This is a genomic window from Spongiibacter thalassae, assembly GCF_012272835.1.
Taxonomy (GTDB): domain Bacteria; phylum Pseudomonadota; class Gammaproteobacteria; order Pseudomonadales; family Spongiibacteraceae; genus Spongiibacter; species Spongiibacter thalassae.
This window is the reverse complement of record NZ_JAAWWK010000001.1, coordinates 33,352-47,420: the sequence shown is the minus strand read 5'-3', so window position 1 is coordinate 47,420 and position 14,069 is coordinate 33,352. Positions and strand designations below refer to the sequence as shown.

The 14,069-nt window shown below is 44.9% G+C and carries 9 protein-coding genes; 1 reads left to right on the top strand and 8 read right to left on the bottom strand.

Annotation, left to right across the window (positions count from 1 at the left end; all coding sequences use genetic code 11):
- Positions 1-91: 91 nt before the first annotated feature.
- From HCU74_RS00225 to HCU74_RS00200, 6 genes are all read right to left on the bottom strand, one after another.
- Positions 92-2,353, bottom strand: a complete 2,262-nt coding sequence (locus tag HCU74_RS00225; RefSeq protein ID WP_168448392.1) for a TonB-dependent receptor — start codon at positions 2,351-2,353, stop codon at positions 92-94.
- A gap of 48 nt (positions 2,354-2,401) precedes the next feature.
- A complete protein-coding gene (locus tag HCU74_RS00220; protein WP_168448391.1) occupies positions 2,402-3,448 on the bottom strand; it encodes a DUF7064 domain-containing protein in 1,047 nt (348 codons plus the stop codon).
- Positions 3,449-3,559: 111 nt separating this feature from the next.
- On the bottom strand, positions 3,560-4,687 hold the full coding sequence (locus HCU74_RS00215; protein ID WP_168448390.1) for a phosphotransferase: 1,128 nt from the start codon (positions 4,685-4,687) through the stop codon (positions 3,560-3,562).
- Between the two features lie 127 nt (positions 4,688-4,814).
- Positions 4,815-5,621: an SDR family NAD(P)-dependent oxidoreductase gene (locus tag HCU74_RS00210; protein ID WP_168448389.1), complete on the bottom strand. Its 807-nt coding sequence runs from the start codon at positions 5,619-5,621 to the stop codon at positions 4,815-4,817.
- A 90-nt stretch (positions 5,622-5,711) separates the two neighbouring features.
- Complete coding sequence (locus HCU74_RS20375; RefSeq protein WP_168448388.1) at positions 5,712-5,915, bottom strand: DUF1289 domain-containing protein; 204 nt, start codon at positions 5,913-5,915, stop codon at positions 5,712-5,714.
- A 158-nt stretch (positions 5,916-6,073) separates the two neighbouring features.
- On the bottom strand, positions 6,074-7,819 hold the full coding sequence (locus HCU74_RS00200) for an N-acyl-D-amino-acid deacylase family protein (protein ID WP_168448387.1): 1,746 nt from the start codon (positions 7,817-7,819) through the stop codon (positions 6,074-6,076).
- Positions 7,820-8,857: 1,038 nt separating this feature from the next.
- Between HCU74_RS00200 and HCU74_RS00195 the strand changes: the two genes are divergently transcribed.
- Positions 8,858-9,820 (top strand): Lrp/AsnC family transcriptional regulator, encoded by a 963-nt coding sequence (locus tag HCU74_RS00195; RefSeq protein WP_168448386.1) that lies wholly within the window; start codon positions 8,858-8,860, stop codon positions 9,818-9,820.
- Positions 9,821-9,872: 52 nt separating this feature from the next.
- Here HCU74_RS00195 and HCU74_RS00190 read toward each other — a convergent pair whose 3' ends face one another.
- Positions 9,873-12,944: an efflux RND transporter permease subunit gene (locus tag HCU74_RS00190; protein ID WP_168448385.1), complete on the bottom strand. Its 3,072-nt coding sequence runs from the start codon at positions 12,942-12,944 to the stop codon at positions 9,873-9,875.
- Positions 12,941-14,017, bottom strand: a complete 1,077-nt coding sequence (locus HCU74_RS00185) for an efflux RND transporter periplasmic adaptor subunit (protein ID WP_168448384.1) — start codon at positions 14,015-14,017, stop codon at positions 12,941-12,943. The genes HCU74_RS00190 and HCU74_RS00185 overlap by 4 nt, the downstream gene beginning before the upstream one ends.
- Between the last annotated feature and the right edge of the window lie 52 nt (positions 14,018-14,069).

Below are 14,069 nucleotides of genomic sequence, written 5' to 3'. Positions count from 1 at the left end.
TCTAGAAAACACTATAGCTAATGCGCTTAGCTATAGTGTGTTCATACCAAGCGCACTAATGGCGTCGATGTTAAGTCAATGAAACGCCGTACTAGAAATCATACGAAATTTCAAATCCATAGGTTCTTGGCGAAGCGAGTGACACCATACGATAGGTTTGCGCATCAATGATCGCGCCACGCACGACGGTATTGCCAATGTTTTTAGTAAACGCGCGGAAAGTCAGTGCCCCAGATTTGCTTAAGTTTGGCGCCGCAATATTTAAATAAGCATTGTAAAGCCTATATTCGCCTTGCTCATCCACAGGGTCATTGTAAACGCGCATTTGGTAGCCTGCGCTCCATAGGCCTTCAAATCGTGGCGTTATGTAGATTTCGCTGCCTTCCAAAAAGAATTCGTATTGCAGGCCCAAGGTACCCTGCCAATCAGGCGTTCTCATCACTGGATTGCCACTTTGATCGGTATCTTGATTTGGATCATTATTCGCAGAGTCGGCGCTGTTTAATTCTGTATATTCAGCCTTGGCCAGTGATATTTGGGAGTCAATTTGTAAACCACCAAATGGAAGTGCTATAAGCTCAAATTCCACCCCAATGATTTCCGCGTCTGCGTTATGAACATTAACAACCGGAACAACCACTTCTTCATACTGCAGATCTTTATAGTCGTAACTATAAATAGAACTATTCAAGCGCAATTTATCGTCCAATACTGTCGTTTTTATTCCAGCTTCTGCAGAATAAATCTCCTCGGGGAGGTATTTTTGGCCACAGGCATCAATCGCAAAACCGCCGCCCTTATAACCAGATGCCACCTGAACATAACTTGTTGTAGTATCGTTAAAGTCAAGCTGCAAACCTAGGCGTCCTGTATATGCTGTTTCTTCGCTTTCCTGATACAGGTCTCGACAGGAATCGCTCGTTACATCGCCCGGAAGAACAGTCGATACGGTTTGAACAAACTCTTTATTGTCTTCGGTGTAGCGAAGCCCAGTATAAAGCCTAAAGTCACTACTAAAGTCATAGGTAATATCTCCGTATATTGCCTTGCTGACCGTCTTTTCATTAGACGGATAATCTACCCGTGCACTGGAAAGCGCGAGTAAATCCGGAAATTCAACCACGCTAAATTCTGTGGATTGCGCCACATGGACTATATTCGACAAATCATATTTGTCCTGGTAATAGTAAAGACCAATAATCCATTTACTATTCTCAGTGTCTCCACTTAAATTAAGTTCTTCCGTCCACTGCACTTTCTTATTATCTACATCGCCGGTAAATACCGGTGAGCTGGTACCGTCACCGTCCCAGTTCATGCTACTTTCAAACACGTTGTAGCCGGTTAAAGACGTCAGTGTTAAAGTATCAGATATATCGTACATGAACTTCACTAAACCACCTTCCAATGATCGCGTAGACATGTAATCGGCATCTGAGCGGATCCGCCAAGGCTTTGCGTCATCGCTATCTTCTGCTGGCATCATTGTGGTTGAATTATAAATTGGCTCGCTTACAGGGCCTTCAAAATCCTCATCGGATTTAAAGCCCTTTATTTCAACCCTAAGTGCCTCAGACAAATCAATATCAACACCTAGTCGAATACTCTCATTATCAACACCGCCCACATATTCATTGCGAAGCAGGTTTTTGATATGGCCGTCTTTTTGATTTTTAGACACACTGAGCCTCGCCCTTACCGAATCCAATAAAGGCCCAGATACATATGCGGAGTATGATTCATGAGAGAAACTTCCCGTCAAGGCCGACACCCCGGCACCAAATTCTTCCGCGGGTTTTGGCGAGATCATGTTTATAACGCCGCCAGTCGCGTTGCGGCCGTACAGGGTGCCTTGTGGCCCCCGCAATACCTCTATACCTGCCATGTCTTCTTGCAGCATGGTCACTGCGCCAGGCGCAGAAACATATACGCCGTCATAATGCACGGCAATAGAGTTCTCGCCGCCGCCACTCACAAAGCCAAAGCCTACGCCCCGGATACTCAGCACGCCGACCCCTGAGAATTGCGCATACTGCAAGCTGGGGATCTGCATCGCCAAATCCTCCATGCCCTCAACCTGACGATCTTTGATACTCTCTTCGCCTAGGGCACTGATTGAAATAGGAACGTCCTGCAAGTTCTCAGATCGTTTCTGAGCCGTTACCAGCACTTCTTCTATTACATTTCTATTTTTTTTCGATTCTTGAGGACGATTTGCCTCACTATTAAGCTCTTGCGCGGATAAAGCTAAACTCTGCATGCCTACCGCTGCTACGGCCACGGCTTGAATAGAATTCTTTAACAGAGAATTAATTCCGTATTTCTTGGAGTGCATATCGTCCTCAAAACCCATTAGGTTTCGTTTTTATCGTTACATTGAAAATTCAAAATCCTGTGAAAATCAGATCAGGCGCGTAAGGCCAGATTCCTTCATTACCCATTCCATATCCGTAGCGCGCTGTGAAAGGCCGTCTTCAGCATTCGCCCTAAGCAAGTGTGAAACCGGTAGCTGGCCACGATGCGCATTGTCTATCATATTAAAATCACAAATTCCATCCAGGCCATTCCACGTCGGGATAGATAGCGCTTCAATTCCTGCGGATGATGAACCAATACCGCCATTATTGAGGTGAGTGGAGGTTACAACACCATCAACGGTTTCGACGTTAATGCGTATTAACTCATCATTCTCTAGTTTAACGATTGTCATTCCGCCAACCACAGAGAAACCATCGCCCAAAGTGTAGTTTATGGTGTGCAAATCTTTGATTTTTTTACGCACACCATCGCACATTACGTAGCCCATTTTGTGAAAACCACCACGCGCGTCATGCATTGTAATGACAGAGTACGATAGTTCCGGCCCGACTGTGCCGAAATGTGCCCGAGCGCTACGGAATAGCTCTTCAGGTTTTTGTCCGATAACACGTGGACCGAAACCGTGCTCCCGGTAGCCTATTCCGTTTTCAATATCGATGACTCTATCGCCTATGCGAACGCGACCTTCGACTCGGCCAGCACTTTCAGGGTGGCCATGAGCCTCACCGCCACCACCGTCGTGTGACTGACTAGCTCCGATCATTTCCCACTGCTGAGAAGAATAGAAATCATACAATCGTAAATCGGCTTCCGCGTCTTTGTGATGCGCTTCAAAGCGCACATATTCCATATTGGGGATTGAAAACTTCATTGTGCCGGAGCTCGCGGATGTTTCAGTACGATCATTCGGCTCCATCTTACGATCTAGTAAATGGCTCCGGAACCTCGTTCCATCTGGCAGCGCCATACCCCAATGGGTTTGGGTTATGCCCTGATTAGGATAGGCACCAGTGCGTAAAAAACCGACACAACCTGATTTTCTGTCACGAAAAATCAGCACCCACGACTCCTGCCAATCAATATGAGCGCCAACTTTATGGGGAAGATCTATTTCTGAGTATAAAGACATAATAAGACCTATATTCTATTTATTAACATTACTCGGCGGGCGCCTTCAAATTTTTATGTATTTTTAAAATAACAAAACGTCGTGATAAAAAGACGTTTTCTTATTAAGCATTCAGATACCAGCTATTTTTTTGGATCTTGCTATACAGAGTTCAGGCCCGCGCTTTAATATTGGCATAATACTTTCAAGCGCTTCTTCCGGAAAATGCTTCATCGCAAGCACATTAATCACTGCAATCCGGTAGGCTGAGAAAAGATAGAAGTAATCCATATTCCGAAGTTTCCTGCCACTTACACGCTCGTATTCGGCAAACATCTCTTCGAAACTGAGCGCACCTTCAGGCCACGGTAATTCAGCACCCAATACATCATGGCCGGTTACCAAAAAAGATAGGTCGCATTCTGGGGCGCCTAAAAAAGACATCTCCCAATCAATTACCGCCGTTACTTTATTATTACTGAACATGTAATTGCCAAAATTACAATCGCCGTGACACAGAACCAGGTCCATATCTAGTGGCTCATTCGCAATCAGCCATTCTCTAACCGGGCCCAAGCTTTCAATATACTCATTATTGCCTGACCAACTCAGTGCATCCCAATACCAATTTACTTCACGCTCTATGGGATTTTTCCCCGCAGCGCGATCTTCAAGCCACTCTAATCCCGCCTCGCGCCAATTCACCTTATGGATATCGGCAACCGCGCGAATTAATTCAGTGGTCATCGATCGTCGATCTTCAACAGACGCCTCAGCGATAAGTCCCGCCACCTTCCAGACCATAGGCGGACTAACACCTTCTACCTGCTCCATTACATAGCCTGGCCGAACTAGATAGGCTCCTTCAGCATCTAACCACCGCTGCGCTGGCACAGGTACTGATGTCGATTCAAGTGCTTTTTGCAAACCAAACTGGGCTTCTAGCTTGTACTCGTGAAATAAGCCTTCAGTTGGCAAAAATCGCAGTACAAATTTTCCACTCACCAAACCGTCTTTAGTTACAAAAGCGGCGTCGAAAAGCAATGTGCCATTGGAGCCGCCGGCCGCTTCGCCGACTTGTCGAACATTTTCGACACTAACATCGCCCACTACTTCTTCTTGAGCAGCTATAAGTGCCTTAAGGCGAACTTGCCACTCTTCAGGGCTAGTCCCCAAAAATCTAGCTTGCCGAGAATGTGATACAATTTGAGCGCCGAGTTCATTGTCATCAATTCTTGTAACTTTACTTGAATCACCCACCGCCAAATTCCTTCTATAATTGGTAAAACTATCTACAACCGTAGTAGCATGGTGTGATCTTTGTTCACTGTCACTACTGAATGCCTTTGGAAATCGCTTATGTCAACAGAGATTATGTAGGTCGACATCAGACGATCGAGTAACCTCCATCTACTACGAGTTCTGCTCCGGTCACAAAGCTCGAGGCATCGCTGGCCAAGAATGCGATTACGCCAGCAACATCTTCTGCCTCTCCCCAGCGGCCCATCGGAAACAACGCGCCTACGGCTTCGTACGCCTGCTCCTCATCGGCAATTACACCGAGCTTTGCAGCCGCCGATAGTGCTCCTCTTCCTAACTCTGTATTAACTGGCCCAGGATGCACTGAATTGACACGAATCTTCGTACCCATTCGCCCAAATTCTGTTGCTAGTGATTTACTCAGCATTCGCACGGCTCCTTTAGATGCGCAATACGCAGAGTGCATTGGTCCGGCTATTTGGCCATACACGGAGGATAAATTTATGATCGAGCTTCCCGCGCCATCGGCCCCTGACTCTGCTAGCAGCTTGCAAGCCGCTTTACAACCCATAAAAACACTATCAACATTAATAACTTGCTGCTTTTTAAAGTCTTCATATGTGCAAATTGAAAACGGAATATGCATCATAATCCCCGCGTTATTAATTAATACATCAAGCCGGGAGAACTGTTGTTCACACACGTTTACAACAGTGCTCCAATCTTCTTCGCTAGTTACGTCATGCTTAATGGAAATAGCCTTACCATTTTCAGTAACAATTTTTTCGACTGTGGATTTTGCTCCTTCGACATCTATATCCGTGGCTACGATAGTAGCTCCCATTGCCGCCAAATCATAAGCGCAACGTTGTCCAATACCATTCGCCGCACCCGTGATAATAATGACCTTCCCGCTTAAATCGAATTTTTTCATACCAACCTCATTTATTGATAATTAGATTTTTATAGTTAGACTGAGCCTGCCGATCACGTATAAAAGGTTTAGATAACCTTTATTTAGTTATCATTTTTTAAATGAGTCCCAATAATTTTCACGCCGTTTTTTTGTTTCTTTCAAAATGCCGATCTTCTCGTGATCTTTCAGCACCATCCACTTTTCTACTTCACCTAAATGCCGGAAACAACCGAGACAATGTCCGTCCGCATTAAACTTGCATACTCTAACGCATGGCGATTTAACTGTATTTTCCGTGTCAACTTTCTGCATTATGTATGCCTGATCACTTTTTTATTAAGTTTAACGACAAGCATAAGACATCCTTTTACAGGCAATAAGCTGACGTGAATTATCATTACACGCAACCTCGAAACAGTGCAGAAAAATGCTTTAATTCGTTCTTTAATTATCGCCCCGCCTACGAACGCTTATGCAGCTTTATCATCGATTTGCTCGAGCATGGCGCCACTGCAATTCAGCATTCGTCCAGGGTGAGCTCCCGTACACGCCCCATTGGAGGTAAAGATAACCTCTCCATTGACAATCACGTTATCTATCCCTTCGGCGTAAACTACCCAACGCCAGTCGCCGCCCGGCAAGTCCTCAACACGGTCATAGCGCTCCTGGTTGTAATTTATTTTTTCGAAATCGTACACCATTATGTCAGCGGCGTAGCCTTCCAGAAGCGCTCCGCGTTTCTCGAAGCCCAGCAGGCGGGCTGGTAGGTAGCTGGATTTATAATGCATCTGCTCCAGACTCATCATATTTTGCTCTCGGACCAACCAATCTATAAAGTCAGTTTGATAGTGCCCGCTTACTGATATCTTCACGTGAGCGCCCCCATCCGAAGTACCAGGAATAACCTGAGGGTGCGAAAGCAATTCAGTGACTTTTACCGGATCCACACTCAGGGAGGGCGGATTTTTAAATCCTAATTTGGCTTCCGTCGCCACCACCATATCCCAGAAGGTGTCCGTCACACAGGCGCTATGTTGCTCGGCAATTGCCGCAATCGTTTGGCCTTCATATTTCGCGTAACTCGAACCACAGGCATCTGTGATAACCCAATTCTCCAAAGGCCCTCCACCTGCATAAAATTTCTCCGGCTGATACCACTCTCTTACCTTAGAGCGGTAATCAGGGTCTGATGCCATTGCAATTTTCCCTTCGCGGTCTGCTGCGGTAAAAGCGGCAAACAACGGGTGAGCATCCCATACTGTGAAGTCTTCAGCGCTGGACTGCACCCAAATCCTGCAACACAGAGCTTGCGCGTAAATAGGTAACTGCTTTGCTCGCACTTCATCAAGCCATGCGAGCGTATCTCGGTGGAAGTCGGGCATTACATCGAGCGCAACCACAACATTGAATAACACTGGGCGACCTGAAAGCCTCGCCAGCTCCTCGCATTGTGCTCGATTACTTTCAGGCATTCCGGGAATTTCCATCAATGCCTGCACGACGCCCTCCCCGCGCTCTTTTAGCACGCGACATAAATTGTACGCTTCTTCTATCTGCATAGAATCTGTCGGCATAGGTGAGCCATCGAAATCTTTATGGGAGTTATAGTTTTGCAAAAATGAGAATCCAAAACCTACCGCTCCCGCATCCATTGCTTCGTGTAATAGCCTGCGCATCTCGGCGCGTTCCGAGGCAGTTGCGGGACGTGTTTTGGCAGCTTCAACACCCATGACGTACATCATGAGCGAGTTCAGCGGCAAGTACGCCGACACATTAATTCCCTTTGGAATTGCTCGCACTGCGGCCATCCACTCAGGAAAGGATTCCCACGTCCAGGGCAAGGCGCTCTGCATTGCATTCAACGGAACTTGCTCTGTCGCCTCCATCATTTTCATATAGCGCTCGCGATCGCTTTCGCGGCACGGCATGAAGCCAAAGCCACAATTACCGACCGTTACAGACGTAGTGCCGTGCCAGCTGGAGTTGGTTAAATAGGGGTCCCAGAACATTTGAGCGTCGTAGTGTGTATGGGTGTCAATCACCCCAGGCGCGACAATTTTTCCCTCTGCATCTATGGTCCTTAAAGCAGATTCACCCGTTAAACTACCTATTTTTTCAATACACCCATTTTTGATGCCAATGTCAGCCATAAACCTTGGCGCTTGAGTACCATCAATAATCGTACCGTTTTTTATGATTAGGTCATATGAGTTCATAATTACCTCCAACAATGTGATACCTGCCCAGCTTAAGCACGTTGAAACCGCAAATTTCCTACCTAACTAGCGCTATCACGATCTCAAATAGAGCCCTACGCGCAGACGATATAGCGCGAAGCAGGCACTTGGGTTGACGACCAAGCAACCGCTCCACAACAAGGCCCAAACAGACTTAACACTAACACGAAGAACGCATGTCGTCATTATTTATTATTTTTCTATTTATATGCAACCATTTTTTAACATTATAGAATGCACATAAACCGAAATAGGTCCACCCGCCCAGCAACGCCCTTAGATCTTGCTCTTCAGCTTACGGCGTACCGTAGTAGCAGGGTTGATTAGCGAAATATGGCTCGAAAGGCAGCACTGACGACACGCAAAAAAGCCCAAAAAAGCAATGAAAGTTGACCCATACAGGTAATTTCGCGTTAAATGCCCGCAATGCAGTGAGCGTCCTGCGTATTTCAGAAAGGCTATTAATAAAATTTAAGATATTGAAAAATATAGATATTTTTTAGATACTGCGGCAATTGGAGTGCACCTATATAAATAGAAACTTAACATTGATACTAACTTTTATCAGGGCGAAGCTGGATAACACGAGCGGCAAACCAAGACAGGAGCTTCCTCAAGGGAAATAGATGGCCCGAATTTCGAAGCTGAACCGGCAGGGAAGGTCTACAGGTACGACCCCAGAAGTGAATATAGGAATTCCCCGCATACGACCGGGACGGGCAAAACCAAGATATGCAGGAGATGATAGTAAACACCCCTACTGCGCATCTGCTGCGAATGATCAGACAGCATTGTCGTTACGGGAGAGCTTGTCGGCGTTACGTGAGCGAAATGCACTGGCAGTCTGTGTACGCACGGTGCTCATCAGCCATTGAGAGCAGCGAACGGCAGATTGCTACGTCAGTGACTAGGGCCTTGGCTAATAGCGAAGGATGCTGGAGATCTCACAGATCCTCCACAATTTTTTTCAGATAAAGGGCTGAGTTTAGTGTCAACAAATCAAACTGGGTGGCTATTATGAAAGAATTAGACGACATCGACCGCAATTTAACAAAATTGCTCAGGGCCAATCCCAGTATTACAAACAGAACCTTAACTGAGAAATTAGGTATTTCCGAAAAAAATGTTTTAAGCAGGCTTAGCGCACTTTGCGAAGACGATCGATTGAAAGTTACTGCACAGTGGGATATGCACTCTTTAGGGCTCGATATTGCAGGTCACGTCTATATACATCCAGGATCGAACTCCATTCAGAGTGTCTCGGAAAAAATCGCAGAAATCGATGAGGTTCAGTCGGTTGCCGAAGTCACCGGCTGGCCCGCCCTGCACGTTCTTATTGTCGTCACAAATATTCAAGAGTTCTATGCTATAGCAGATAGCTTACCAGCGCGCATACCTGGCATTAGGCTAATTGAAACCGAAGTAGCCTGCGAAACGGTCAAATACCGATCAGACTATGGTAGTGGCATCGCGAGAGACACATGGACGCCGTCAATTAAGAAATTAAACCCCCGCATTAAACTAGACGACTTTGATTTAGACATTGTGTCGCTGTTGCAGAAAAATGCCAGAATTTCTAACAGAGAAATCGCTCGGCAGTTCAATGTCTCTGAAACAATGGTGAGGCAACGACTAAAAAAACTCCAGCAACAGTCCGCGCTGCGAAAAGTGGTCGTAGTAAACCCTTTTGTATTTGATTATGGCGCGGGCGCCATAGTTCGTGCACGAATAGGTATGGGACAAGCGTCTGAATACTGTCTGAAGGTCTCGACGCAAGAGCATTTCGTCGCAGTAATGAAAGTGGTTGGGCACTACAATGTGACAATGCTAGTGCTAGGTGAAAATCTTCAGACCATTACTGACGAAGTCTATGACAGTTTTTCGGGTTTTTCAGAAGTCGGCGAATACACCATTCTTCCGGTAATTAAGACTTACAAACATAGGCATCGTCTAGTTTCTTTATCAAGATCGAGCAAATAGCCATATTAATCTTACCCGCCGCTGCCCCACTAAAAACAGGAATCAAGCAAATTCAACTTTCCTGCCGTAAGTAACATAGCTTCGTAGTCCCTGCTAAATTGTCAAAAAGTGAGTAACAAACCGGGACTACGAGGAGTGTAAGCAGCGTTGAACTGATCGTTCCCCCCAGCACGGCTATCGATAAAGGACCGTACTCTCCTGCGCCATCGCCGACACCGAAAGCAGCTGGTGTCATAGCCAGTATAACCGTCAAGGAAGTCATCAGTATTGGCCGCATACGCTCTGGGCATGCCTTCAAAATAGCCTGGTTAGTACATATACCATCCCGCTTATACCGATTAATAAGATCAACTAATAGAATTGAGTTTTTCGACACTAAGCCGACTAACAAAATCATACCAATCATTGAATATATATTTAACGACGCTTCCGCGATCCATAAACCCGCGACACCACCAACTACAGCCAAGGGTTGCGCTGTCATAATTAATAAGGGCTGAAAAATCGAATTAAACTGACTTGCCAAGACCATATAAACAAGCACCATTGCTATGACGAAAACCACTACGCCAACCCCACTACTTTTTTGCATCTCTTCCGTTTGGCCGCCAAGCACAATATTATAACCGGATGGAAGAACATCGTCGGAGATACTTTTAAACAATGCCACAGCTTGATCCAACGAAATAGACGGATAGGAGAAAAAGCCAACTGAGAAGTTCATATTTAGCCGATTTATGGAAGACGCGCCGAAACCTTCATTAACGCTCATGATAGAATTGAAAGGCACTCTTTCTCCCTTGGCATTAGTAAAATACAACTTTCGAAAATCATCGACGTTCGCATTGCCCTTATCTCCAAGTGAAACGACAATATCGTATCGGTCGCTGGATATATTCGGGTCGTTGAACATAGATATACGATAGCCCTCACCAAATGCAGACAACACACTGGCAATTTCGTTTATGCTAACATCGGCCAGAATAGCCGCCCGTCGATTTATGATAAAATTATAGTTCGGTTGATCCAATGAAAGATCAATTGTCACATCGCCTAGTTCAGGCCGGTATTTAGCTATTCCATATATTTGTTCGGTGTATTCAGCAAGCTTATTTAAATCTTCGCCAGTAATATACACTTCAAATGGTGCATTACTACCTCCGGCCCAAGCAGGAAAGGCACCTATTGTCACCTCGACACCTGTGACATTCCTTAATTTCGACCGCAATTCGCTAGCGATCTCCTTCTGCGACAAATTACGCTTGCTTTTTGGAATCAAATATACGCGTATTTCAGCCTTATTGACGGAAATCGCTTCATCGTACCCTATCGTAGAAAATACACGGCTAATATCGCCGCGCTGCGATATTAGCTGTTCAGCTTCACGGACTCGACTGAGCATATACCCAGTCGACACTCCAGGTGGTGCTTTTAACTCAATTATTAAGCGAGATTCGTCGTCTTTCGGGAAAAATTCTATTGGAAGATCTACTGCAATAAAACCCGAGCCAATCACTAATAGCGCGGTGCAGCCTATAAATGAAATCCTATGTAATAGAACATAATTTAAAATCACGCCATACCAGTTATCTATAATCGCGTGCCCGCTGTTAATTATTTTATATATTTTTCGTGAAGGTTTTTCACTAGCTTTTAACATAAAAATAGATGACAAGGCCGGCGTCAAACTGAGTGATACCATTAGCGAAGTAGCGACGCCTGCTACAATAACAATAGCGAACGCTTTCAAAAACTCACCAATAGCAGCGTCTATAAAAACAACCGCCCCAAAAATACATACTAACGTTAATGACGCAGCAAAAACACTAAACACTACTTCCTTAGTTGCACGCGCGATAACCTCGGCCGTACCAAAAACTTCCTGTCTTAGATGACGATCTATATTTTCAATCACTACAATCGCATCATCAACCACGACACCAATAAGTATCAACAACCCAGACATCGTCATTACATTAAGAGTAAAGTCGAAGTAGTACATCGCGATGACCGCACCTGCAAGAGAAATAGGTATCGAGGCAAGGACAACCAGCGTTGACGTAGTATTTAACAGGAATAGCCAAACAACAAAAGCCGCTAGAATACTGCCCTCAATCAAATGCGACCGAAGGGAATCGATAATTCTCTCAATTACTTCATTTTCACTACTCACTATTTCTATATCAACACCATCGGGTATGCCATTATTATCATTTATTAAACTGGTGATGCGCCTCACCACATCGATCGTATTGGCTCCCTCAACCTTTATTATTGCAATCGCCACGCCTTTCTTGCCATTTAATCGAGACACACCAATATTGTGACTTAATCCAAAATAGACATCAGCGATATCGCCAAGCGTTACTTGATAGGAATCTCCATAATTGGCCACAACAAGAGACTTTAATTCCGCTATGCTATGAAACTCGAAATCTAAATTAAGCGATTTCCTTAAATCACCTGACGTAACATGCCCCCCGGGAAATTGTCTTTGTTGGGCATGAATTGCCGCGTAGACTTGGTTTAACCCCAGCCCATGCTTTAAGAGCTTCGACTCATCAATTTCTACTTGAATTTCATTACCCTTTCCACCATTGACTAAAACTTTTCCAACGCCATCGATATTTTCAATTTTTCGCTTAACTGATCGATTTGCTATGAAGGTCAGCTCATCAATTGACCTGTTTCCACTCATAAATATCCACATTACTGGGAGTGCATTTGGGTCGACTTTCGAAACAACAGGTAACTCAGATTCATCTGGCAGAAGATTAGCAATTTTATTTATTTTACTTTGCACCTCGTTAAATGCCATCTGCATGTCAACCGATCGTGAAAACTGGATAAAGACTCTGGAATTACCTGCTAAGGACGAGGAGTTTATTCTCTCCACACCAGCGATTGAATTAACTGAAGATTCAATAATAGACGTTACATTAGAATCAATGGTTGAAGGCGGAGCACCTGGAAAGGGCGTTTCCACCACCAGGTATGGAGCGTTGACGTCTGGCATTCGGTCAACACCTAATGCTACTAAACCTATAACGCCGAATAACACAACCGCGACATTGAGCATAATCGCGAATATACGATATTTCACAAATACATCGATGAGACTCACTCAAACACACCCAATTCATTAGCTAAAGCGCCATCGCTAATTCCTTGATAAACATCGAGTAAAATAACAGTCTGGCTTGTAATCCCCTTTATGATTTCGACTAAATCAGCATGACGGAGTCCAACCTCAACATACTGTTCATGTGCGCGCCCGTCTTTTAAAACATACAGGTAGTATTTATCTTCGCGACGAAATAGCGCTCGCTCAGGCACCAACAAAGCGTCGTACGCTTCTCTTATATATACACTTGCTTCTATCCTCATCCCTGATATTAGAAGCGGATCCTGAATTGAAGCCAGCACATCTAAAGAGTTACTTTTAGCATCAATCACCGGAACAATCGCTTCGACGGTAGTTTCGAATAGCTTATCGGGCAAGTTAACCGAAGAAATCGCGATACGCTGACCTGGTACCATACGGCTTGCATCACTGGGAGACACTTTCAATCGTACCCTCAATAATTTATCGTCTATAATGGACAGAATTGGCATAGATACGCCAAGATAGTCACCTTTGGAAGCGTGACGCTTGGTAACCACCCCATTAATAGGCGATACAATATTTGCCCTTTTTATGTCTTGTAATGCAATTTCATGATGTCGGCGCATGACCTCGACAGATAGTCTATCAATTGCTATGTCTCTATTCGTAGACGCTAAAGCTTCCTGGCTAATATTGTCCGTCGCTGATAAAGCACTAATTCGCTTGTAATGGTCAACTCGTTTCGCTAATTCTTCCTTTTTTTTAAGCAACTCATACCTTGACAAGCTTTCAGCAATTAAGTAATTGCTCAAATCTAATGTAGCCAGTAACTGTCCTTCAACGACCTCTTGCCCCTCGTCCACATAAACTTCCGCAACGACCCCCGGAACCTCCGCAGTAATAGTCGGCTTTTCAGTCGACTCTATAACACCGAAAACCTGTAATCGGTTGGTGATTTGCTTCGTTATGGCGTGGCCTGTGCTAGTTTTCGTTGCATTATAGACTCCGGCCTGCGTGTCATTAGCTAGACACGCCAAGCCGAAGTACAACAGCATGAAAAGTAGACTGCCCGAGCAGACTCTCTTGGTCAAAATGATTAATCCCTATACGTTGGCAAACTATTTACCAGTAGACATCCATTTA